A 21707-nucleotide genomic window follows, 5' to 3' on the forward strand; every position below is an offset into this window, starting at 1 on the left:
TTTTCGTCAAGCGTGAATCATGGAGAGATTTTTTCATCCCAGATGGCTAGCGGAACGAATTTCCATCCAGGATGAACCTACGGAAAGAGATATAGTTAGATAATCTAATTATTTGTCGAAAAAAATTTACCTCCCCACTCCCAGCCTGTTCTCCATCGTCCGGTTCAGCTTGACCAGCACGTTTTCCAACACATGCAGTTCCTCCGGCTCCAGCTCATGGAACAGCGAGGAGCAAACTGACCAATAGGCAGGCAACACTTTTTCTACGAGCGCGCGCCCCTCTGCCGTAATTTTCACATGCACCCGCCGACGATCTGCGGAGTTTTGCTCGCGGACGATCCAGTTTCTTTTTTCGAGCCAATCGAGCAGCGCCGTCGCTGAAGCCCGCCGAATCCCCAATCGTTCCGCAATCGCAGACGGGGTAATCAGTTCTTTTCCGTCGTGCAGCGTGAGCAAAAGCAGCAGATCAAGCTTGCTCTCTGTAATGTCGTACGGAGCCAGCTCCTGGTCCATGACATCCAGTACGTGGTCGGACAGCCACAGCATCAACAGCCCCATGTACGCAGTATGCTGGTTGGTTTCGCTGGCAGCCGTCTTCGCCAGCAAATCGGCATACGGCTTTACGCCCAGCTTTGGCAATGAGTGATCCGGCGTGTGATCTTGCTGATTTTTTTTGCGCATCAGGCACCTCAACAAAACAAATTAGATTATCTAACAATATGCTCACTATATGGGATTTCTCCGTTTTGCGCAAGTGGCTTGTGCGTCAATTTTTCCTAGCGTTTAATTCCCTTGTTGACACTCGGAATTATAACGCCTAAAGTAGTTTGTATAACAAATCCTTCCAACTGCCTGATTGCGAGAAACCGCCAGCCTGCGAATAATCTTGGCCTCATCCGTTCCGCACGCGTTGCTCGCTTCATGAAAGGGGTACGTCTTGTGATCCGGCGGCTTGCTGAGGAAGGATTGGAGCGAACATTCCAAAAACGTTGACGAGGTGGGCACATGGCAAACGATTTGATTCAGGCAATCACGCTGCTGAAAGAAAAGGAATGGGTCGATCTGACGCACACGTTCGGCCCGGAGTCGCCGCATTTTGCCGCTTTCGACTCAGCCGAATTCAAGACGCTGTTCACGCATGACGACGGCTTTTTTTCGCAGAGCTTTACTTTTGCCGGACAATACGGCACACACCTGGATGCGCCAATCCACTTTGTGCGCAACAAACGCTACCTGGACGAGCTGGAGCTGAAAGAGCTCGTCTTGCCGCTCGTCGTCATCGACAAATCAAAAGAAGCAGAAGCAAACAACGACTACGTGCTGACCGTGGAGGACATTTTGCAGTTCGAAGCCGAGCACGGCCGAATCGAGAGCGGCAGCTTCGTCGCCCTGCGCACCGATTGGAGCAAGCGCTGGCCCGATGCGGAGGCGTTCAACAACAAGGACGCCGACGGCAACAACCACGCTCCCGGCTGGGGACTGGACGCCTTGAAGTTTTTGTTTGAGGAAAGGCAGATCAAAGCGATCGGGCATGAGACGTTTGACACCGACGCCAGCGTCGACTTCCAGAAAAACGGCGCGCTATTGGGCGAGTATTACGTGCTGGCCCAGGACACCTATCAGGTCGAGCTGCTGAAAAACTTGGACAAGCTGCCTGCCAAGGGTGCCGTAATCGTCAACATTACGCCGAAGCCGGAAAAAGCCTCCGGGTTCCCTGTGCGTTCGTTTGCGATTTTGCCGTAGCCATCGTTACAAAATCCGTCTTGCACTGAAAAAGAAAGTTCCCAAGCCAACTGAGCTGGGAACTTTCTTTTTTTAAGAGAAACGATCGTTGTCCACTTTCTTTATCTCTAAATAACTGCCCAGAAACCATGCCATAAAGCCGAATAAGCACCAAACCCCCGGTCATCCGCCCGGGGGTCATGCTCGTTACCCTTGCTGTCTCGTCGGCGCCAGCACAATCTCGCGAATATTGACACTCTGCGGCTGGCTGAACGCAAAGTAGATCGTCTCCGCTATCGTTCTCGGATCGAGGCCGCCTGCGATCGAGTGCTTCCAATCCGTGTAGCTCGCTTTGATCGCCTCGTCGGTCGTATGGCTCAACAACTCTGTCTCGACGACGCCAGGGGCAATCGTCATGACGCGGACGTTGTGCTTCGCCACTTCTTCGCGCACGTTTTCGCTGATCGAGTGAACGGCGAATTTCGTGCCTACGTAAGCCGCATGGTCGGCAAACGTCTTTTTGCCCGCAATCGAGCTGATGTTGATAATCGTGCCCGTCTTACGCTCGATCATCGACGGCAGCACGGCCTGCATGCCGTTTAGCACGCCGATGACATTGACCGCGTACATGTCTTTCCATTCGCTGCTGTCCTGCTTGCTGATATCGCCGAGGAGCATCCGCCCCGCATTGTTGACGATCGCCTCCACCGGGCCGAACTGCGCCTCCGCTTCCGCGATCGCTTTTTTCAGCGCCTGCTCGTCCGTCACGTCGACCTGCGCCTTGCGGACCGTAGCGCCCTGAAATTCCTCCAGCCGCTCCACGCGCCGCGCGAGCAAAAGCACGTTGTGTCCTTTTTCGATAAACAGAGCGGCTGTCGCTTTGCCGATGCCAGACGAAGCCCCTGTAATGACGACGAATCCCTTCTTCATCCTCGGTCCCCTCTTTCCTGATTGATTCATGGTAAAGTGAGTATATATGGAGCGCCCGCGACTCCGCCAGTAAGCACTTTGAAGTGAGCTACTAACCTGCACGTAAGAAAGGACAGCGCCATGACGAAGAAAAAGTACTTGAACGAATTTGACGCCACTTTGCAAATCATCCAGGGCAAGTGGAAAGTGATGATATTGTACGAGCTGTACGAACACGCGCCCAGGCGCTTCGGCGAGCTGCATCGCTACATCCGCGACATCTCCCACAAAACGTTGACCAACCAGTTGCGCGAGTTGGAAGAAGACGGCCTCGTGTCGAGAACCGTCTATCCCGAGGTGCCGCCCCGCGTCGAGTACGCGCTGACGGAAAAAGGACTCTCGCTCATCCCGCTGCTGGAAATGATCTGCGACTGGGGACTCGCACACGTGGACCGCGAGCAGATGGAGCGTTTGCTCTGCGAGGAAGACGAGATCGAAGAAGCAGGGTGGTAGCACGGGCCGCCTGCTACGCTGCGCCGTCCCCCTGCGTATGCTGCAAGATTGCGCCGATAATAACGTCCCAGTCGCCTTGCGGAAGCTCATGCCCGGTTCCTTCCAGCGTCACCAGCGCGGCGCCGGGAATCGTCCGCGCCAGCGCGACACCGTGCGGATACGGAATGATCGGGTCTTCTGTGCCGTGAATGACCAGGGCAGGGACCGCGATTTCTGCCGTCCGGGCCAAATACGGTTCGCTGCCGGGAATCAGCGCGTGATTGTTGATGTTTGCCATCTTGCGGCTGCGTTTTACTTCCGCTGTCGCCAGCTCATACGTCCGCTGCTCGTCAAGCGGGTGCCGGGAGCCGACGAGCACTTTCCACTTCGCGACGGAAAAGTCGATCACGTCCTGCTCCTTTTCCCAGTCTAGCTCTTCTACATTGCTGAAAAATTGCACGATCTTCTCCTCCATCGGCGGCAAATCCGGGGCGAAATTGGACGTTGCCAGCAAGCCGATCGTCCGCACTCTTTCCGGATGCCGCAAAGCGATGATCTGCGTGATGATCCCGCCCATCGACATGCCGACGATGTGCGCCCGCTCGATTTTGTAGGCATCGAGTATGTGAATCGCGTCGTCTGCCATGTCCTCGAACGTATAGCCCGGATTGCCCAGCTCAAAAGTGGTAGAGCGGCCGACATCGCGATTGTCGTAGCGAATGACAAAGCGGCCCGCGTCCGCCAGCCGCTGGCAAAATGGTTCCTCCCACCAGACGAGCGACGCCTGCGCCCCCATAATCAGCAAAATAGCCGGATCGGCCGGATTGCCGAAGCTTTCCGTGCAAAGCTCCACGCCATTTCGATTCACCATTTGTTCGGTCATTCGTTTCTCCTCCTTCAAAATGCAATCTTTTCATGAACGGCCGGACTTTTGCCAGGCCGTTTGCGCGCGGACAGTCAAGGCTGCCCGAGTGAAAACTTGGCTGCGCCAAGCCGTTGGCGCAGCCTTAGTTGCACTTATAAATCTTACAGTACAAAAAAACACAGGCTGGCTGCCTGTGCTGGTGTAATCGAAAAAGCAGAGAAAAAGAACCGCGCCAAACGCCGCAGACTTGCCGCGTTGAAGCACGCCGCGCAAAAAGCAGAGCCGCTTTTGCAGCGCGCAATGGCAAACGGCAGCGGGCGAAACCGTGAAAATGACCGTTCCATTCGCTTCCTTCTCTTCTTTTGTTTTTCAGGGCAAGCGGGGCCGTCGCTTGAAAAACTTCCCCTACCTGTCCTGCAAACCGGTTACCATGCAGGCAAACCATTTTTCGATTACCGTACGCACACGACTTAGCCTTTTTCGTGCTATTTCCAATCATTGTGCCAGGAATGAAACCGAAAAATTAGTTTGTCACACGTAACCCTCCGTTCCTCTCAATTGCGTCCATCCTACCATGAGCCGCTGTGAACTGTCAATGACTGGATAATCGTCCAACACGCGCGCCCGTTGTCCCTCATGGCCTTCATGCAGACGCTACGCCGTAATTTTCCACCCGCTCGTTCTTCGCTGCAGCTCCCACAGCCGGGCGTACAGCCCGCCTTTTTCCAACAGCTCCTGGTGCCGCCCCTGTTCCACGACCTTGCCTTTTTCCAGCACGATGATGTTGTCGGCGTTCACGACCGTTTTCAGCCGATGGGCGATCATGATGACCGTCCGGCCTTTGACCAGCCGCCCGATCGCCTGCTGCATGTCGGCTTCGTTTTCCGGGTCGAGCGAGGAAGTCGCTTCGTCCAGGAGCAGCACCGGAGCGTTTTTCAAAATCGCCCGGGCGATGGAAATGCGCTGCTTTTCGCCGCCGGACAAAGTGGAGCCGCCCTCGCCGACCATCGTGTCGTAGCCGTTCGGCAACTTCATGATGAAGTCGTGGCAGCACGCTTCCTTGGCTGCGGCCTCAATCTCTTCCTGCGTCGCATCTTCCCGCCCGTAGCGAATATTGTTGCGGATCGTGTCCTGGAACAAGTACACATCCTGGAATACCATCGAAATTTTTTGCATGAGCTTCTCCGGGTCTATCTCGCGTTCATCTTTTCCGCCGAACAGCACCCGTCCCCCGACCGGATCGTAAAAGCGCGCGATCAGCCGCAGCAGCGTGCTTTTTCCGCTGCCGGACGGCCCGACGATAGCCGTCAGCGTGCCTTTTTTCATCTCGACAGACACGCCGTCCAGTACGAGCGTGCCGTCGTCATAGCCAAAGCTCACCTCTTCCAAGCGGATGTCGTGCTCCTCAGGCGCTGCCTGCTCGCCTTGCATGATCGGCTCGGCCAGCAGATTGACGATGCGCTCTCCCGCCATCGCATCGTACTTGAACGCAGGCAGGCGCATGATCGCGACAGACAGCGGGTCGAAAATGCGCGCCCCGACCAACAGGAACATTGCGAACAGCGGAACCGTCAACTCGCCGCCGAGCACGAGATAGACGCCGACAATCGTCAACAGCGATACGCCCATCTGCATGAATGCCATGGCAACGAGGAAAAACGGGCCGAGCACTCCCTCCAGCCTGATGCTCTCTTGCATGTAGCGGTAAAACGACTGCTTCAGCCTTTGGAAGTTGTCGATGCGCAAATTGTACGCCTTGATGACCTTCATGCCGTACAAATATTCTTGCAGGCAGTTCGCGAGGGCGACTTTGGCCCGGGAATGGCTCGTGCCGAGCCTTCGTTCCAGTCGGGAGACGCCCCACAAAATGAGGATCGTGACCGGGAATCCGGCCAGCATCGCCACGGCCATGCGCCAGTCCCAGAACAGCAGGCCGAAAAACGCGAGAAACGGGATCAGCACACCGCTAATCAACTGCGGCAAAATCGACGTTCCGGCATTTTCAATCTGGGTAAAATCGTTCATGATCGCATGACCCAGCTCGCCTGCGTCCTTGCGCATGAGAAAGCCAAGCGGCAGCTTGCGCAAGTGCTCGGCCAGATTCGTCCGGCCCTCGACAGACGCTTCGTACGCGCCGCGATAGATCGCGCGATACGCTTTTCGCTCACAGTAGAACACGACGATCAGAAATACGGCCATGCCTCCCCACGCCAGCCATAAGCTTTGCGTATCGAGCGCAGCCTGCTCTTTGGCATAGTAGGCGTAAACGAGGCTCACGGCCCAGGCCAGACAGCCAAACGGCAGCATGTTGGCGAGATTCGCCAGCACGGCCCAAAGGATCGGCTTCCACATTTTCCCGGGGTTGCCGGCCGTAATGTCGTACAGCAGCTTGCGCATCAGCCGTACACCTCCTTCTCCTGCCTGAGATCAATCGTCCAGTCAGCCGAGCTCGTATAGGCAGCCCACATGTTTTTGTACAATCCGCCGCGGGCGAGCAGCTCGCGATGCGTGCCGCTGTCCTCGATTTTGCCGTTTTTCAGCACGATGATCTGATCGGCTTCGCAAATCGTCGTCAGCCGATGGGCGATAATCAACACCGTCTTGCCGCGGATCAGCTCTCCCAAGGCAAGCTGCATCTCGTATTCGTTTTCCGGGTCGGCGTACGCTGTCGCCTCGTCGAGAATCAAAATCGGCGCGTTTTTCAAAATCGCGCGAGCAACCGACACCCGCTGCTGCTCCCCGCCCGACAGGTGCACGCCGCCCTCGCCGATCAGCGTATCGTAGCCATGCGGCAACCGCTCAATGAACCCGTGACATTGCGCCGCCTTCGCCGCAGCGTACACTTCCTCTCTCGTCGCACTCGGCCGACCGGACAAAATGTTGTTGTAAAGCGTGTCCGTAAACAGGAAGCTGTCCTGAAAAACAAAGGACATGGCGTCCATCAGCTCCGCCGTCTTCATCTCGCGGATGTCTACGCCGCCGATGAAAATCGTCCCTTTTTGCACGTCCCAGAAGCGTGGAATCAACTGCGCAACGGTCGATTTGCCCGAGCCTGACGGACCGACGAGCGCCGTAATTTTTCCCTGTGCCGCGACAAAGCTGATTCCCTGCAGCACCTCGTTGCCGCCCTCGCCCTCGTACGAAAAGGAGACGTCGCGAAACTCGATGTCATAGCCCGTCGGCTTCGCACCGTGCTCCGGCTCCGGGATCGCTTTTTCTTGCAGCATCTCGTCAATGCGTTTTACGCCCTCGGCAATCGTCGTCATCGCCGAGGCGAAGTTGTTCAGCTTGAAAATCGGCGTGGATATCCCCGGAGCGAGCACGAGAAACAGCATCAGCGTAGCAGCAAAAGCGACGTGATCCGGGTCCTGGCTGATGAAAAACAGGCCGACCGGAAAGAAAAACGTCGCCAGCGAGAGCATGACTACCTTGAAGGACACGTAGCCCAGCTCGAAATTGTCCGTGTAGCGCAGGCTGAAATCGCGGTAATGCAGCATGTCCTGGTAAAACTTGCGGAACGAATGCACCGTCTGGCCGAAAATTTTGATCGCCGGCATCCCGCGCACGTATTGCACCGAGGACGTGCTGATCGCCTCCAGCGCGTCAAAGTATTCCTTCAGCCCCGCCTTCGCCTTTTTCCCAGCCATCATCGAATATTGGGCAGCGAAGCCGAGCACCATCGGGATGATGCAGGCCAGCGCCAGCCATACATCGAGCGAAAACATCGCGACCACGATGACGACGAGCATCACCGCCGTATTAATCAGGTCAGGCAACTGGTGGGCGATGAACAGCTCGATTCGCTCCACGTCCAGCTCCACGACTTTTTTGATTTTGCCTGTGGCATTTTTGTTGAAGTAGCCGAGCGGTAGCGCACCGATATGGTCGGCCAACCGCACCCGGATGCCGTACAAAATGCGAAAGGCGGCAATGTGCGAGCACATCCCGCCGACGTACATAAACAAATAGCCGAGCAAAAGCCCTGCCACGCCCCGGACGGCCCAGGCAATGACATAGCTCGCATCGACGGCCGAAATGTCTGCGGCATGCCGCAAAAGCTCAGCCAGAACGTAGTAAATCGACAAGTACGGGACGAGCAGCAAAAAGACGCTTACGGTAGACAAAACTGCCGAGCAGACCATCAGCGTCTTTTTTTCACCTGCCAGCTCCAGCAGTCGAGCCATTCCTGTTTTTGGCTTACGTTTCAACGGTTCTCACTCCTTGCTCTGTGAAAATCGTCTCCACATCGTGCGTTGCTTTCAATTCCACAATCTGATCGCTGGCCAGCCCGGACAAAATCTGGTCGTGCGTGATGATGACTACCGTTTTGCCAGCCTGGGCGAGCTTTTTCACCCACGCTGCCACCTTGAGGACGCCATCCCCATCGAGTCCGCTCGTCGGTTCGTCGAGAATGATCCACTCTGCGTCCGAGCAGTAGGCGGCCGCCATCGTGACCCGCTGCTTTTCTCCGCCCGACAAGGACGCCGGATGCCTGTCGCGCAAATTTTCGATGCCAAACGCCTCCATCGCCGCATAGGCGCGCTGGCGCAGCTCCTCGTCCAGCCGTCTGCCCATCACGATCTCATTGCCCACGCTGTCGGCGTAGAGCTGATAGTCTGCGTCCTGCATGACCAGGTAGCTCGCTGCGCGCCTTTTGCTCGCAAAATAGCGGGCGGAGCCGTAGTGGACCGTGCCCTTTTGCTCGCGCAGCAGCCCGCACAAAATTTTGCTCAACGTCGTCTTTCCGGCCCCGTTTTCTCCCGTTAGCGCCGTGACAGTTCCTTTTGGCAGCGTAATGTCGACCTCCGAGACTCCGTCGCCTTTTCTGCGGTAAAAATACGAAAGCCCTCGCCCTTCCAGCGCGATTTCGGACGGTGTGGCCTTCTTCGCCTGATCCTCCGCCTTGCTGGCACAAGCCATGTCCGGGTGGCGCAGCCCGTACGGCCGCACCGCTTCCATCGGCAGTTCGGCAAACTCATCCCTCGTCCACGTCTGCGCGATTTTGCCGTTTTCCATGCACACATACCGATCCGCTACAGGCAAAAACGGCGTCAGCCGATGCTCGCAAATGAGCAGAGTCGTGCCGTTTTGCTTGAGCCTTCCCAAAATTTCGATCAGATTTCGCGTCGAGGACTGGTCCAGATTGGCCGTAGGCTCGTCTAGCAACAGCAGCGGCGGGGCCAGGACCGATGCAGCCGCAATCGCTACGCGCTGCTTTTGGCCGCTGGACAGCCTGTGCAGCGAACGGTCGAGCAGATGGTACACACCGAGCTGCTTCGCTACTTTGTCGATCCGCTCCCTGATTTCTTGCGGGTCCATCCCGATGTTTTCCGCGGAAAACGCCAACTCGTCGCGGACGTTTTCCATAAAAAACTGGCTTCGAGGGTCCTGGAACACGACGCCCATCAGCCGCGTTCTCTCCTGCGGCAAAAGCTCCGCGGGACTTTTCCCGCCCACGCGGACCGTGCCGCTGAGCTTGCCTGCGTAAAAGCCGGGGGCGAGGCCGTTGACCAGCCGCATCATCGTGCTTTTGCCGCTGCCCGAACGCCCGCACAGCACGACACACTGTCCGGCTTTTACCGACAGGTTGATCTGGTTGACCCCCGTCTCACTGCCGGGCGTCCCGTCTTCGCTCTCATAATGGAAGGTGACATCTGTCAGCTCGATCATGCCATCATCCCTCCCGCTCCGTAAATAGCTGTCGCCGCTATAATGTAGATGACCAGCGCCAGTGCGTCGGCTGTCCGGAAATGAAACGCATGGATCGACGTCCTCGCGCAGTCGCTCTCGATCCCGCGCAGCTCGGCCGACGAAGCCAGCTCGGCGGAGAGCTTCAGGCAGCGCACGACCAGCGGCATGAAATAGCATTCGTAAGCCATGGCCGGATGGAGCAGCGCGCTGTACCAGTGCGGAAAAATCCCCCTCGCGCGAATGCCGTCGCGAATCGCCTTCATCTCCAACAGCACCACCGGGAAAAAGCGGATCAGAATGCAAATCATCACGGTAATCGGCCGCGGCACTGACATCCGCTCCAGGACGCACATGATGCTGCCGGGGGGCGAGTACATCAGCGTCGCCCCGATCATGACCAGCGGCATCATTCTGGCAAACGAATAAAAAACAAGCTTCATCGTCCCGAGCGTCTCCGGCATGGCAAAAGAAACAGCCAGAGACAGGACATAAACGAGAATAAAGGGAAGTACCTTTCTGGACAGCCGATTTAAGACCAAGTACACTACACTTAAAGCCACCATCATATGTACCTGCAGGTCGTCCTTGATGAGGATCGTCAGGATGCTCGCCAGAAGAAGCACCAGCAGGTGTGTCTTTGGACCTGGCTGCCTCATGCCAGCTTGGCCTTTTTCACATGTTTTCTGAACAGCATGTTCCCGATCATGACACCGACAAGGCCGCCCGCTGCCGAAATCAGGCACATGGTGATCGCCATGCTCGGAGTCCCGTAGTAGTAGAGCATTTCATCCAGCGCCACTTTGGAGTAGCTTTTGGACAGAGTCGCAATGTACTCGTCGCGGAAGAAAATGAGCGGAACCATCCCGCACAGCGAGTAGCCTACATAGAACAAGGCGTAGGCGATGGCGTTGCGCACAGGGTTTTTATAGCCTTCCTGGCCCCACAGAACCAGTTCGCAAATGATCCCCATGACGCCGAGCACCAGCAGGAAATACGCATAGCCATAAGCGACAAAATACAGGCCCGTAATGATAGCGGATAAGAACAGTACGCCTCTTTTGTTGATTTTATTCGCCATGACCACATAGAGCGGTCCGTTGAGCAGAGCGGTGATCCCGCCGACAATCAGGTAAGAGGCGAAGGTAAAAATCGGGCAGAACGTAATGATGATGAGCATGACGACATTGAAGATGGCGAGTGTGATGAAATCCCGCAACGTCCATCTGTTTTGCAGGGGTGAGACTTGAGCTTCCATGATCGTTCCTCCTTATGTCCTATTGCAAAAATGTAGAGAACTGTAAATGAGATCAATTTTCATTTCCAGTGACTTGGTTCCATTTTATTTTTATCCAACTTGGAGGGTCAATGAGCTGGGCGCAGGTGCGTCTTTTCGTGGTATGTTTTCGTCCGATCACGGTATTTGGAGGTGAAAGCAAATGAAGGACATCGTGACCGAAATGCATGTGCCTTGCTTGATGCAATGCGGTTTTTACCAGGATGACAGCCAGGTGCCCTACAGTCAGGCAGGGACGTGCTTTTCCGTCTCGCCCGAAAAAGGCTCCGGTCACTACTGGACGTACTCCCGGGAGAACCTGTTTGCCATCTCGATTCTCGACTTCGTTTTTTATGAGGATTTGTTCCTGGAATTTCAGCAGCCGAAGTATTTGAGCCTGAACTACTACGACTCTGTCTCGGGCGAAGAGCTGCACCCGTACAAGCGCCTGTCCTCCGGCTGCATCCGCGTGCATTTTGGCTGCAACAACGTGTATCGGGCGCGCTACCATAAAAATATCCCGATCCGTTCGACGGGGATCGAGATTACGCCGGAGTATTACGAAGATTATTTGAAAACAAAATACCCGGATGAGTACACGGACCCGCGCTCGTCTTTTCTCAGCGTGGACGGACTGATGAATTTTCCCGAGCTCGTCTTTCTGTTCCGACAGATCAGACAGTTTCGCGGCACCGGCATCGCGGCCAAGCTGTACTACGAGGGCAAGGTGGCGGAGGCAGTCTCGCTGATCGTCGAAAAAGCCCAGCAGCAAAAAAAGACGTATCCGAGCAAATACGTGTCCAAGGCGGATTTGGACAGTCTGCAGGCTGTGACCGCCTATATCGACGACCACTTTGCCGAGGACATCCACCTGGAGTCGCTCGCCCGGATCGCCTGCATGGGGACGACCAAGCTCAAGAGCACGTTCAAGCTCGTTTACAAATGCACGATTACGGAATATATCCAGAACAAGCGGATGAGCCGGGCGGAGCAGTTGCTCAGCAGCACGGACATGCCGATCAACCAGATTGCGCAGCTCGTGGGCTACCACAACTCCAGCCGTTTCTCCGAGCTGTTTCGCAAAATTACCGGGATGCTGCCGAACGAGTACCGGAGATACTGCGCTACGCTCTTGTAGGTCAGACGGTCGGGGGAAGCTGGTCAAGCGTGTTGACGGCGTTTGCGGTCCCGCCTGAACGCTGTGCCTGGTCTTTTTTGCGCGGTGCTGCTGCATGGCGCAAGTCGAAGCGCTTGCGCTCCGCTGACGTCCATAAAGCCGGGCTTTCCCTGCCGCATGCCGAGTGGCGCACAAAAAAAGCTGTAGCCGCTCACACGTCGGCTACAGCTTCTTCGTTTAATTCAGGCGATGCACGATCTCGTACCGGTTGCCGCACGGGTCCTGGAAATAGACTGCGTAGTAGGTGGGGCTGATGGGAAAAAACTGCGGCCCGCTGTGAATGGTCCCCCCGGACTGCTCCACGAGCGCGGCCATCCGGTCTACCTCGTCCCGGTCGCTCGCCCAGAAGCCGATCAGATTGCCGTTCGGGACGTGCTCCGGGTCTTCGGTGATCGCAAAGTACGGCACACTCGGCAGCTCGCCTTCCGCTGCAAACACGCGCCAGTTCGCACTGTGAAACATGCGCGTAAACCCGAGCGCAGGCAGCAGCTTTTCGTAAAAGGGCAACGATTTTTCCAGACTTTTCACTCGCAAATCCATATGGCTGAACTTGTTCATCGGACACTGCTCCCCTCGTTTTCCTCCGCGCTCAGGCAAGCTTTTTCCTTCAGCTTTTCCAGCGCTTCCTCCCACTGCTGCTTCATCTGTTCGCGCGCCGCTGCGTCCGGGAGGTTTTCCTGGTGAAAGCTGATCGTCGTTTTCCCGTTTTTGGCGGCTAACAAGCGGATTTGCAAAGTCGACGGCTTTTCCCACTCCGGCTTGTTCCACCTCAGGCGAAGCTGCTGAAACGGCTTGACGACCTTGAACTCCCCGGAAATCCCTTCTGCACAAGCAAAAGCTTCTCCCACCTGAAAGGCAGGCGGCGGCAATTCGCCCAGCCACAGCTTCAAGCCCTCTTGTGACGTCAAAAAAGTCCAGGCCCCTTCGCTCGATATCGGAAGCGTTCTGCGCACGCCGATCTGGAACCCGGTCGCGGCGGTTTGTCCAACCATTTTCGGTAATGCCAAAGACGGTTTGCTGTTCACTTTCCCACCTCACCATTTGCGTACATTTGTTAGCGCTAACTGCCAGCATGCTTGCAAAAAAATTACGGAGTCAACGCCTTGACGAACAAGTCGATGCTCGATTCCATGAACCGCTGCCTCGTGACGTTTGTGATCGTCTCTGCCCCGTACAAATGCGTCATGAACGCCCCGTAGTTCATCCACATGAAGGTGATCGCCTGCGCTTCGACATCTGTGGCGACCAGCTTGTTTTTCTCCTGCATGATCTGAAAATATTGCGTCAAAAGCTCCAGCAGCTTGCGCGGATGCTTTTGCGCCTTTTCGCGGATGGCCAAGAGGTCGTCATCTTTGAGCACGATGAGAAACAGCTTGCGATTGCGCTCCATGATCTCGTGGTACATCCGGCTCATCATCAAGAGGTCAGCCCGCAGCTCCCAGACGATCTGTTCCGCGAAAATCCGCTCCATCTCCACGGAGTAATGGTAGCGCTCCACTGCCTGGTCGAGCAGATTTTGCTTGCTGCCAAAATGGCGAAACAGCGTCATTTCGCTAACCTGGGCAGCGGCGGCGATTTCTTTTGTCGATACGCCTTTGTAGCCTTTTGCCGCCATTAACTCGATGGCTGCTGTCATCAGCTTTTCTTTGGTGTCCGTAGCCATTTGTCCCTTCACTTCGTCCTCCCGTCATCGTGGAATTTCGCTTTTGTTTAGTTAGTACTCACTAACATACGTAACCATAGCTTATTTCTTTTTTTGGAAATGTCAATAGCGATACGGCAAAAACCCTGGCTGACCAATCCTGGGCTTTTGTCTAACAATGCAAAGATGCTTCTCCACTACTGCCTACTGCCGCAGCGAAAACAGCTTCCGCACCCGTTCGTCCCGCAGCCAAAGCCCGCCCCAGGCGAGAATCGCCAGGTAGAGGGCAAACAGCGTGTGCGTGAACAGGGGCGCATCCATGCGAATCTGTGTCGCGATCACGCCGCCAAAATACCCTGTCAACAGCACAGCGCCTCAAAAAGCCGTTCGCGGCAGCGCATACAGCACCGTAGAGACGAGCGCGAGAATGCCCAGCAGGGCGATATGGTGCTCGGCATAGCCAAGCTCCAGCGTGCCTGTTATAACCGGCTCGGGCTGGATGAGTTTGAAGATACCGTCAAACAGCATGATGAGAATGACAAGCCCGCTCATGATCCGGGCTACCCAGAGGCGGGTTTTGGAAATGTTTTGCGCCACCATCCGTTCCACCTTTCTTCCTGAAAAAATTACGATTGCGCTTTGCTGCCTTTTTACGAAGCCTATGTCCCCTGTTGCTATCATCAACTAAGAAAAGGGTAACACAAACCGATTCGCGACATTTCTCATGAATTGCTCTGTTGGCAGCCGGGTTTCTCCAGGCAAAAAGAAACAGCCCGCGCAAATAGACAGATGTCCATTGCGCGGACTGCGGACTGCAGAAGCGGCTTGCTTTTCTACCATTATTTCATGCGCTGAATGTCGTAGCCTTTTTGTTTCAACTGGTCGAGAACCATTCCTTTCATCGCGTAATGGGCAGAGCCGATCACGACAAAAGAGGTGTGTTCTCCTTCCTGCTCCAGGAGCTGTACCAGCTTGCTCGCCATGTTGCGGTCCCGTTCCCCGAGCAGGCGCTGGTTCACTTCGCCAGCCCCGAACTGCCCGTAGGTTGTCAAGGTGTTGGTCAGCCCTTCCAGATCGCCTTCCACCCAGTCGCGCTGCATGTCTTGCAAAATTTTTCCCTGGTCGGCCAGTTGCTCGCCAGAGAGGATGCTGTCCAGCATAGTGTTCAATTCTTTTTCCTGCTGCTCGGCAGGCACGCCAGAGAGCAAGTCCGCCTGCAGCTTGATGCCTTCCAACTCGTGGATCGGCTTGTCGGCAAGCAGCGCTTTCGTCAGGAAGTAGCGGTCAATGCCCGTAATCAGGCCAACCTCGCCTTCCGCCGGATCGGAGAAGTAGCCGAATGTCGGCAGCGACAGCGTAACGGCAAACGGCTTCAGCGTATCAAAGGAGTTTTCCGGCAGCCCCAGGCTTGCCAGCACCTTTTGCAGCTTGCTGTACGTCTCGGCGGATACGTGGTCCTTTAATGTCGTACCGTCGCTGTACATCATTTTTTCGGTCATGTAGTCCATGTCGCCGCCGACGATGTCTGCCTCGACCCACAGGTCGTCAGAAGCTTCGAAGGCGTCGCGGATGCTTTTTTTCATCGGGTACATGTCCGTAATCCCGAGGTGGACGGAGCCGAGCAAGTACAGCGTGTTTTTGCCGTTCGTCACCTTCCACATCAGACCTGCGGCACCGCTGCCCGCTGTATCGTAGGCGAACTCGACGACCCGGCTTGCGAGCACCACTGCCTGTTCAACCGTCGCAGGCTGCTGCAGGGCCAGACCCGCATTACCCGTTCCTTTCACCAGCCCTTTTTTCTGCAAGTACGCCAAAGAGTCTTGCCCCGTCATTTCGAATGCGGCCGGCAGCTCGTAATTCGCCAAAAGCTTGTACAGAGAGGTCATGACCGTTTCGCGCGTGATGACTTTCTCTTGAGGAACCGACACAGCCGCTGCTTTTTTCTGCAAGCCAAGCGCATCGAGCTTTTTCTCCGTAGCCTTCATCAGTTCGGCAAACCGATCAGCAGAGATCGGCTGCAGAAATGCTTCGTCCTGGTACCACTGCAACGGGAAAATCCCGTATTTCTCGCCTTCGTTCAAGGTCGTCACAGCCCATGGGCTGACGCTGGGAACTGACGCTGGCGTCTTAGCATGAACCGGGTAGACTTGCCCCAATAAAATGGACAGGCTGAATACCCCTGCTCCCGCCCACCGGAAAAACTTGCTCCATCGCTTGTTTTTGTTCATAAAAAGAACTCCTCTCATGCTGTCAAGCAGACTCGCTCGTTATTTTCTATCAATGGTAGATTATACCACAGCAAAAAATGCAAGTAACCCAAATGCTAGATTTGATTGGCTCATTTTGCGTTCATCCGCTCGACTCGTCCGGCTTTTTGCCGCTTTCCTCCCGGCGCTTATCTGTTATAGTAAAAAAATAACAACATCATTTAAGGAGGGATACGATGGAGTGCGTCCGTGACTACGCCATGTACGCCGCAGTCTTTGGGCTGTTCAGCTTCTCCTGGTTCGGCTGGGCGCAGGAAAAGCCCCGACCGGGCTGGCGCAACTATCTCGGCATGGCTGCAGGCGCCGCGCTGCTCGTCTGCCTCGTGGGCGTCTACCTGAGTGTAACCAATTGGCATGCCCCTTCCGCGCTGTCTGACCGGACTGCTTTTCAACGTTACTTGCTCCTCGTGTCTGTCGAATTTGCCCTTGCTCTGGCGGGAGCGCTTGTGCTCTTGAAAAAGCGGCGCAAGGACGAGATTGCCCCGTGGATTGCCTTGATCGTCGGCCTCCATTTTTTCGGGCTGAAAAATGTGTTTGCGGATGCGGGTTTATCCGTTTTGGCCGTGCTGCTGATTGTCGTCGCCCTTGTTTCCCGTCCGATCGCGCGCAAGCTGCAAGTGGCGAGCAGCGCGATTACCGGCATTGGCGTGGGGACGGCATTGTTTGCCTTTGCCATTTTGGGGCTGATCCGGTTTATGTCGGTGTAGCCGGTAGCTGGCCTTGAACAGCCCTATTTTTCCGAATCGTCTGACCACACTTTAAAAAGAAAGCCAGCGCGCTCTGGTTTGTCCGTTTTCATGCCCATTCCCCCTCGTTATGACTCGGCAAAATCGTTTTGCCACGAGTATGCTAAGCAAAAGGCATCTCGAATCATGTCAGCTTTCGATAGAGCCATCACTTTTTTTCGATAAAAGGAGCCAAAACACATGGATATAGATACCATCCGGGCTTTTGTCACGGTCGCCGAGCTGAAGAGTCTGTCTGCCGCCGCCTTTCGCATGAACCATCTGCAATCCAACATGACAGCGAAAATCAAAAAGATCGAAACGCATTACGAAAAGCAGTTGTTCATCCGCAGCTCCAAAGGAATGGAGCTGACCCATGAGGGAGAGAGGCTGTATGCGCACTATAAAAAGTTGCTGACCCTCTGGGAAGAAGCCGAACAGGAGATGCAGCAGCAAGACCCCAAGCTGCGGCTGGGCACGATGCAATCGGTCATCGGCTCGGAGCTGACGGCGGCGTTCACGGACCTGTACGATAAATATCCGCGGCTGTCCGTCACCTTGAAGACCGGCACCACCGAGGAAATGGAAAAAGCGCTGATGTCTGGCAGCATCGACCTCGCCTATACGATCGGCACATCCAGCAAGACGGAGCAGCTCCACTTCAAAAAAATCGGGACAGAAGAGCTTGTATTGATCGGCAAAAAAGCAAAGTCGGGCGTTTCGCTCCAGCATTTTCTGCAAGGCGAAACAATGCTCGTTTCCTCCAAGGAATGTCTGTGTACGGCGATTTTGCTGCAGCTTTACTCCGACCTTGGTTTGCCAGCAGCCCCCTTGACGGAAGTAGCCGTGCTGGAGACACTGTTTCAGTTTGCCGCTTTGGGCATGGGGATCGCCCTTTTATCCAAACGGATCGTCAGGCAGTTTGGGCTGACAGACTTTGTGGAGCTGCCCGCAGAGCATCGGTATGTGGATAAATATTTGGTCACGCGGCAAGGCTATCAGCTCTCGCCGCTGGAAAGGCAATTTATCGAAGCGAGTCATTTCCTGTAGCCGTGCGCTTTCCGGGCACGGCTCTTTTTTTATCTGTTTCTGGCCTGGACAAGCGGTACAATAGAGGGAAACTACTTCACTTGCTGGAGGGGAAAAGCCTTGAGCTACACAAGTCCGAATTGGCACACGTCCGCACTGGTTACGATTGACACGCAAAACGATTTTACTCTGCCAAAACGCCCCGGCGGAAATTCCGGGCACTGCACAGGTGCTGCCGCATATACACAAGGCGCTGGAGGCTTACCGCGCGAGTCGTTTTCCGATTATTCACGTAATTCACCCATGCAAAGAAGACGGCTCCAACGCCGACCTGTGTCGCCGGGAAGCGATTGAAAACGGCGCGAAAATAGCCGCGTCAAATAGCGAAGGCGCAGAGCTGGTCCGCGGGCTTCGTCCTTCTGCCTACACCGCCCTCGACTCCGCTGCGCTGCTTGCCGGACGATTCCAGGCGGTGGGCGAGCAGGAATGGGTCATGTACAAGCCGCGCTGGGGCGCTTTTTATCAGACGGGGCTGGAGCTGTTTCTGCGGGAGCGCGGTATCGACACGCTCGTGTTTGCTGGCTGCAATTTTCCCAACTGTCCGCGAACTTCCATTTTGCGCCAGGTAGCCCGCTTTTCCGTCATTTACTCAACAAAAAACCAGGCGGCCCCGAATGGAGCGCCTGGTTTTTGCCTTTTTCCGCCTGCAATCCCGCTTTTGCCTAGCGATTGCGGCTTCGGTAAAGCAAATAGAGGAAAAAAGGGGCGCCTACGCCCGCTGTAAAGACGCCTGCCGGAACGTCGAGCGGTTGAAAGGCGAGCCGGGCAACCGTATCCGCAGTCAGCAAGAGCAGGCTGCCGATCAAGGCCGCCACGGGAATGGCGCGGCCGTGGGACGGGCCGACAAGCTTTCGGGCGATATGCGGGCCGATCAGCCCGATAAAGCCGACGGCGCCCGCGACGGCAACTGCCGCCCCTGCCAAGGCGACGCTGATAAACAGCAGAATGCAGCGGTGAAGCTGCACGCGCGCGCCAAGCCCTGTCGCCAGCTCGTCCCCCAGCTCCTGGACGTCGAGGATGCGGGCGTACAAAAGCGCCAAAGGAATGAACACGATCGCCCAGGGCAGCATGGCGTACACGTTTTCCCACGACGCGCCGTATATGCTGCCCGTCATCCAGATGTACGCCTTGCTGGCCGCCGTAATCGGACTGAGGACGATCATCAGCATGGTCAACGCGCTGGTGACGGCAGCTACCCCGATTCCGACCAAAATCAGCCGCGTGGACGTCACCCCTTTTTTCCAGGCCAAAAAGTAAATCAACAGCGAAACGAGCGCTGCCCCGCAAAAAGCCGCCAGCGGAAGCCACCGCACACTGACCGCTCCCGCCGTATAGGTGATGAACGCGACAGCGGCAAAAGCAGCTCCCCCTGTCACCCCGATCACATCGGGCGAAGCGAGCGGATTGCGGGCCACGCCTTGCAAAATCGCCCCCGAGACGCTCAGCGCCGCACCGACGAGCACGGCGAGCAGAACGCGCGGAAGCCGGAGCGTGCCGACGACCAGCATCTGCTCCGGTGTGCCGTAGCCGAACAGCGTGCGCACGACGTCTGACAGCGGGATCAGTTTGCTGCCCAACTGCACGCTGACGACCATCCCGACGACGGCGCACAGCAGCAATCCCGCAAGAAGCAGCATCGTCTTCTGCGGCAGTAGCCGCGCAAAGCGTCCGGTCCAGCTTCGGATCGAAAATAGCCGATTCATTGCGATGCTCCTTTCGCGCGGTACTCTTTACGGGCCGTATAGACAAAGAAAGGCGCACCGACCAGCGCCGTCATGACCCCGAGCGGCATCTCGGCGGGCATAATCAAAAAGCGGGCTGCAATATCTGCACTCACCAGCAGGATGGCGCCCAAAACCGCGCTGTACGGAATGACCCAGCGATAGTCGATGCCGACCAGAAAGCGGGCGATGTGCGGAATCACCAGCCCGACAAAGCCGATCGAGCCTGCGACCGCGACCGAGCTGCCCGCAAGCAGGATCACGGTGAGCGCAATCAGCAGCTTGACGAGGCCCGTTTTTTGTCCCAAGCCTTTGGCAACCTCTTCGCCTGTCGCCAAAATGTTGACAGACCGGGCCAGCCATAGCGCCGCTACTCCGGCGAACAGCATGTAGGGCAACACCGGAAGCAAGCTGTCCAGCTCTTTGCCGGACACAGAGCCTGCCAGCCAAAACAGCACATTTTGCAGCCCGGACTCGTCCAGGACGAGCATTCCTTGTGTAAACGAAGCAAACAGCGCGGACATGGCCGAGCCTGCCAGCACGATTTTCAGCGGCGTCATGCCCCCTCGGCCCATCGAGCCGAGGAAGTACACGGTGAAAGCAGCTACGCCCGCTCCCGCAAAAGCGATCCAGACCAGTTGGTTCAGCGAGGAAATCGGCAGGACAGCCAATGCCGCCACCACAAAAAAGACTGCCCCGGAATTGATGCCGAAAATGCTGGGCGACGCCATCGGGTTTCGGGTCAACGCCTGCATGAGAGCGCCTGCCACAGCCAGGTTTGCTCCGATCACCGCAGCAAAAACGGCGCGCGGAAGCCTGGTCGTCATCACGATGACATGCTCCTTGAGCGAGGCGTCATAATCGCGAAACGATTCGATGACGGTCAGAAAGCGAATCGGCGTGCTGCCAAGGGCGATGCTTGCCACAAACAATCCCCCGAGGACAATGGCGCAGCCGATCAAGCCAAGCGCCTTGTAAACAGGCTGATGCAAGTATGAGCGCACAACAATCCTCCCTCGCTTTTTTCGCGAAAGCGATCGACAAGAAAACTGCTGACGCTGCTTGCGGTCAACAGTTTCCTCTCGCGTCCTTATTTCAACTCGTAAAATTCGTACAAGTCTTCCAGCATGCCCAATGCCGCCAACGGGCCGGAGCCGTTGTTCCAGATCGCCGAATCCACCTCGAATACGCGATTGTTTTTCACCGCCCGCAGATTTTTCCAGAGCGGGTGCTCCGTCCACTCTTTGCGCAAATCCAGTCGTCCGTCATCCCGGGTCGTGCTCGTCTGGTCGAAAATGATATCCGCGTCCATTTGCGCAATGTTTTCCTTGGAGGTCAGCTTCACTCCCCACTCTTCGCCTTTCTGGTTCGTCGGCCGCGCTACGCCCAGCTCGTCCAGAACGAGAGCGGAAAAGCCTGTGTACACGATGCGGGCGTGGTCCGGGCGGAAGTCGACAATCCCGACCTGCAGATTGAGCTTGTCGCCCATTTTTTCCTTGAACGCCGCTACCTTTTGCGCCCATTCCTCTAAAAACTTGGCCTCTTCCGCTTTTTTGTTCAGCGCTTCTGCACTCAGGCTCAAGGTGTCTTTCCAAATATGCACCTCTTCGGTCATCACCGTCGGCGCAATCGCGGACAGTTGCTCGTAAATTTTTTCGTGACGGGTCTTGGAGGCAATGATGAGATCCGGGTGGAGAGCTACAATCTCTTCCAGGTTCGGCTGGTTTTCCGAGCCCAGGTTGGTCACGCCGTCCATCTTGTCTCGAATGTAGTTGTACCACGGCTGCTCAATCCACGACTCTACTGCGCCTACCGGCTTGACGCCAAGCAGCAGGGCGGCATCGGTGGCGCCCTGGAACAGCGTCACGACTTTGGTCGGCGTGCCTTTTACTTCTGTTTTTCCCATCGCGTGGGAAACGACCCGGACGTCCTGTTGTCCCGCGTCTTTAGCTGGTTCGGCCGCTGCTTGCGGCTGGCTTTGCGCCGGTTGTGTCTCCGTCGTCCCCGCTGTTGCCGTTCCTTGCCCGCTCGCTCCGCAGCCTGCGAGCACGAAGGCAACGAGAAGCACGGCGCTGAAAATGAACGACCATTTTTTATCGATCAACACTGCTGTTTCCCCCTTTTGTTTTTCCGA

The 21707-nt window shown here is 56.1% G+C and carries 25 protein-coding genes; 7 read left to right on the top strand and 18 right to left on the bottom strand.

Annotated features, from left to right (window positions below; all coding sequences use genetic code 11):
* Positions 1-126 precede the first annotated feature (126 nt).
* Entirely contained in the window at positions 127-681 is a 555-nt protein-coding gene (locus tag AC27IT_RS05170) for a MarR family winged helix-turn-helix transcriptional regulator (protein WP_005829646.1), read from the bottom strand.
* A gap of 324 nt (positions 682-1005) precedes the next feature.
* Here AC27IT_RS05170 and AC27IT_RS05175 point away from each other — a divergent pair, with 324 nt between their 5' ends.
* A complete protein-coding gene (locus tag AC27IT_RS05175; RefSeq protein ID WP_007778731.1) occupies positions 1006-1743 on the top strand; it encodes a cyclase family protein in 738 nt (245 codons plus the stop codon).
* 186 nt (positions 1744-1929) lie between these two features.
* Here the strand turns inward: AC27IT_RS05175 and AC27IT_RS05180 are convergent, their stop codons facing one another.
* Positions 1930-2652: an SDR family oxidoreductase gene (locus AC27IT_RS05180; RefSeq protein WP_197187305.1), complete on the bottom strand. Its 723-nt coding sequence runs from the start codon at positions 2650-2652 to the stop codon at positions 1930-1932.
* A gap of 120 nt (positions 2653-2772) precedes the next feature.
* Between AC27IT_RS05180 and AC27IT_RS05185 the strand changes: the two genes are divergently transcribed.
* The gene (locus tag AC27IT_RS05185; protein WP_025843959.1) at positions 2773-3144 is read left to right on the top strand and encodes a winged helix-turn-helix transcriptional regulator; all 372 of its coding nucleotides are present in this window, start codon (positions 2773-2775) and stop codon (positions 3142-3144) included.
* Between the two features lie 13 nt (positions 3145-3157).
* Here the strand turns inward: AC27IT_RS05185 and mle are convergent, their stop codons facing one another.
* Complete coding sequence (gene mle, locus AC27IT_RS05190) at positions 3158-4006, bottom strand: alpha/beta fold macrolide esterase (RefSeq protein WP_487091646.1); 849 nt, start codon at positions 4004-4006, stop codon at positions 3158-3160.
* A 96-nt stretch (positions 4007-4102) separates the two neighbouring features.
* On the opposite strand from mle, the gene AC27IT_RS05195 reads away from it, so the two are divergent.
* Positions 4103-4462: a hypothetical protein gene (locus tag AC27IT_RS05195; protein WP_157179498.1), complete on the top strand. Its 360-nt coding sequence runs from the start codon at positions 4103-4105 to the stop codon at positions 4460-4462.
* A 180-nt stretch (positions 4463-4642) separates the two neighbouring features.
* On the opposite strand, the gene AC27IT_RS05200 is transcribed toward AC27IT_RS05195, so the two are convergent.
* From AC27IT_RS05200 to AC27IT_RS05220, 5 genes are read right to left on the bottom strand one after another with little or no spacing between them, the layout of a single operon-like run.
* Complete coding sequence (locus AC27IT_RS05200; RefSeq protein ID WP_025843957.1) at positions 4643-6385, bottom strand: ABC transporter ATP-binding protein; 1743 nt, start codon at positions 6383-6385, stop codon at positions 4643-4645.
* Positions 6385-8196, bottom strand: a complete 1812-nt coding sequence (locus AC27IT_RS05205; RefSeq protein WP_005829659.1) for an ABC transporter ATP-binding protein — start codon at positions 8194-8196, stop codon at positions 6385-6387. Before AC27IT_RS05205 ends, AC27IT_RS05200 begins: the two co-directional genes overlap by 1 nt.
* Positions 8186-9658 carry an ABC transporter ATP-binding protein gene (locus AC27IT_RS05210; RefSeq protein ID WP_005829661.1) on the bottom strand — a complete coding sequence of 491 codons (1473 nt, stop codon included), beginning with the start codon at positions 9656-9658 and terminating at the stop codon, positions 8186-8188. The genes AC27IT_RS05205 and AC27IT_RS05210 overlap by 11 nt, the downstream gene beginning before the upstream one ends.
* Positions 9655-10335 (bottom strand): energy-coupling factor transporter transmembrane component T, encoded by a 681-nt coding sequence (locus AC27IT_RS05215; RefSeq protein ID WP_487091647.1) that lies wholly within the window; start codon positions 10333-10335, stop codon positions 9655-9657. The genes AC27IT_RS05210 and AC27IT_RS05215 overlap by 4 nt, the downstream gene beginning before the upstream one ends.
* Positions 10332-10934 (bottom strand): MptD family putative ECF transporter S component, encoded by a 603-nt coding sequence (locus AC27IT_RS05220; protein WP_007778710.1) that lies wholly within the window; start codon positions 10932-10934, stop codon positions 10332-10334. Before AC27IT_RS05220 ends, AC27IT_RS05215 begins: the two co-directional genes overlap by 4 nt.
* A gap of 181 nt (positions 10935-11115) precedes the next feature.
* On the opposite strand from AC27IT_RS05220, the gene AC27IT_RS05225 reads away from it, so the two are divergent.
* A complete protein-coding gene (locus AC27IT_RS05225) occupies positions 11116-12090 on the top strand; it encodes a helix-turn-helix domain-containing protein (protein WP_487091648.1) in 975 nt (324 codons plus the stop codon).
* Between the two features lies 1 nt (position 12091).
* Here the strand turns inward: AC27IT_RS05225 and AC27IT_RS05230 are convergent, their stop codons facing one another.
* From AC27IT_RS05230 to AC27IT_RS05260, 7 genes are all read right to left on the bottom strand, one after another.
* A complete protein-coding gene (locus AC27IT_RS05230; protein WP_487091649.1) occupies positions 12092-12262 on the bottom strand; it encodes a hypothetical protein in 171 nt (56 codons plus the stop codon).
* Between the two features lie 44 nt (positions 12263-12306).
* Entirely contained in the window at positions 12307-12687 is a 381-nt protein-coding gene (locus AC27IT_RS05235) for a VOC family protein (RefSeq protein ID WP_431809307.1), read from the bottom strand.
* On the bottom strand, positions 12684-13154 hold the full coding sequence (locus AC27IT_RS05240) for an SRPBCC family protein (protein ID WP_431809308.1): 471 nt from the start codon (positions 13152-13154) through the stop codon (positions 12684-12686). The genes AC27IT_RS05235 and AC27IT_RS05240 overlap by 4 nt, the downstream gene beginning before the upstream one ends.
* Positions 13155-13216: 62 nt before the next feature.
* Positions 13217-13804, bottom strand: a complete 588-nt coding sequence (locus AC27IT_RS05245) for a TetR/AcrR family transcriptional regulator (protein WP_035986050.1) — start codon at positions 13802-13804, stop codon at positions 13217-13219.
* Between the two features lie 171 nt (positions 13805-13975).
* Positions 13976-14134, bottom strand: a complete 159-nt coding sequence (locus AC27IT_RS05250; protein ID WP_005829675.1) for a hypothetical protein — start codon at positions 14132-14134, stop codon at positions 13976-13978.
* A gap of 12 nt (positions 14135-14146) precedes the next feature.
* A complete protein-coding gene (locus AC27IT_RS05255; RefSeq protein ID WP_025843953.1) occupies positions 14147-14371 on the bottom strand; it encodes a DoxX family protein in 225 nt (74 codons plus the stop codon).
* Positions 14372-14610: 239 nt separating this feature from the next.
* Positions 14611-15999 carry a TraB/GumN family protein gene (locus tag AC27IT_RS05260; protein ID WP_005829679.1) on the bottom strand — a complete coding sequence of 463 codons (1389 nt, stop codon included), beginning with the start codon at positions 15997-15999 and terminating at the stop codon, positions 14611-14613.
* 215 nt (positions 16000-16214) lie between these two features.
* Here AC27IT_RS05260 and AC27IT_RS05265 point away from each other — a divergent pair, with 215 nt between their 5' ends.
* The 3 genes from AC27IT_RS05265 (at position 16215) to AC27IT_RS05275 (ending at position 18576) form a co-directional block, all read left to right on the top strand.
* Positions 16215-16745, top strand: coding sequence for a hypothetical protein (locus AC27IT_RS05265; protein WP_005829681.1), 531 nt, complete (start codon positions 16215-16217; stop codon positions 16743-16745).
* Positions 16746-16964: 219 nt separating this feature from the next.
* Positions 16965-17813, top strand: coding sequence for a LysR family transcriptional regulator (locus AC27IT_RS05270; RefSeq protein WP_283858876.1), 849 nt, complete (start codon positions 16965-16967; stop codon positions 17811-17813).
* A gap of 145 nt (positions 17814-17958) precedes the next feature.
* Complete coding sequence (locus tag AC27IT_RS05275) at positions 17959-18576, top strand: cysteine hydrolase family protein (protein WP_487091650.1); 618 nt, start codon at positions 17959-17961, stop codon at positions 18574-18576.
* On the opposite strand, the gene AC27IT_RS05280 is transcribed toward AC27IT_RS05275, so the two are convergent.
* The 3 genes from AC27IT_RS05280 to AC27IT_RS05290 all read right to left on the bottom strand — a co-directional run bounded on the left by AC27IT_RS05280 (position 18515) and on the right by AC27IT_RS05290 (position 21680).
* Entirely contained in the window at positions 18515-19555 is a 1041-nt protein-coding gene (locus AC27IT_RS05280) for a FecCD family ABC transporter permease (protein WP_283858874.1), read from the bottom strand. The genes AC27IT_RS05275 and AC27IT_RS05280 overlap by 62 nt on opposite strands.
* Positions 19552-20577, bottom strand: a complete 1026-nt coding sequence (locus AC27IT_RS05285; RefSeq protein WP_007778692.1) for a FecCD family ABC transporter permease — start codon at positions 20575-20577, stop codon at positions 19552-19554. Before AC27IT_RS05285 ends, AC27IT_RS05280 begins: the two co-directional genes overlap by 4 nt.
* A gap of 86 nt (positions 20578-20663) precedes the next feature.
* Positions 20664-21680, bottom strand: a complete 1017-nt coding sequence (locus AC27IT_RS05290) for an ABC transporter substrate-binding protein (RefSeq protein ID WP_007778690.1) — start codon at positions 21678-21680, stop codon at positions 20664-20666.
* Between the last annotated feature and the right edge of the window lie 27 nt (positions 21681-21707).

The sequence above is a fragment of the Brevibacillus sp. YAE8 genome (assembly GCF_057543335.1).

Bases quoted from the DNA above. Each gene is read 5' to 3' on its own strand.
- AC27IT_RS05200 (WP_025843957.1), bottom strand. From the start codon at position 6,385: ATGCGCAAGCTGCTGTACGACATTACGGCCGGCAACCCCGGGAAAATG.
- AC27IT_RS05260 (WP_005829679.1), bottom strand. From the start codon at position 15,999: ATGAACAAAAACAAGCGATGGAGCAAGTTTTTCCGGTGGGCGGGAGCA.
- AC27IT_RS05255 (WP_025843953.1), bottom strand. From the start codon at position 14,371: ATGGTGGCGCAAAACATTTCCAAAACCCGCCTCTGGGTAGCCCGGATC.
- AC27IT_RS05175 (WP_007778731.1), top strand. From the start codon at position 1,006: ATGGCAAACGATTTGATTCAGGCAATCACGCTGCTGAAAGAAAAGGAA.
- AC27IT_RS05210 (WP_005829661.1), bottom strand. From the start codon at position 9,658: ATGATCGAGCTGACAGATGTCACCTTCCATTATGAGAGCGAAGACGGG.
- AC27IT_RS05235 (WP_431809307.1), bottom strand. From the start codon at position 12,687: ATGAACAAGTTCAGCCATATGGATTTGCGAGTGAAAAGTCTGGAAAAA.
- AC27IT_RS05280 (WP_283858874.1), bottom strand. From the start codon at position 19,555: ATGAATCGGCTATTTTCGATCCGAAGCTGGACCGGACGCTTTGCGCGG.
- AC27IT_RS05220 (WP_007778710.1), bottom strand. From the start codon at position 10,934: ATGGAAGCTCAAGTCTCACCCCTGCAAAACAGATGGACGTTGCGGGAT.
- AC27IT_RS05180 (WP_197187305.1), bottom strand. From the start codon at position 2,652: ATGAAGAAGGGATTCGTCGTCATTACAGGGGCTTCGTCTGGCATCGGC.
- AC27IT_RS05185 (WP_025843959.1), top strand. From the start codon at position 2,773: ATGACGAAGAAAAAGTACTTGAACGAATTTGACGCCACTTTGCAAATC.
- mle (WP_487091646.1), bottom strand. From the start codon at position 4,006: ATGACCGAACAAATGGTGAATCGAAATGGCGTGGAGCTTTGCACGGAA.
- AC27IT_RS05265 (WP_005829681.1), top strand. From the start codon at position 16,215: ATGGAGTGCGTCCGTGACTACGCCATGTACGCCGCAGTCTTTGGGCTG.
- AC27IT_RS05170 (WP_005829646.1), bottom strand. From the start codon at position 681: ATGCGCAAAAAAAATCAGCAAGATCACACGCCGGATCACTCATTGCCA.
- AC27IT_RS05225 (WP_487091648.1), top strand. From the start codon at position 11,116: ATGAAGGACATCGTGACCGAAATGCATGTGCCTTGCTTGATGCAATGC.
- AC27IT_RS05215 (WP_487091647.1), bottom strand. From the start codon at position 10,335: ATGAGGCAGCCAGGTCCAAAGACACACCTGCTGGTGCTTCTTCTGGCG.
- AC27IT_RS05270 (WP_283858876.1), top strand. From the start codon at position 16,965: ATGGATATAGATACCATCCGGGCTTTTGTCACGGTCGCCGAGCTGAAG.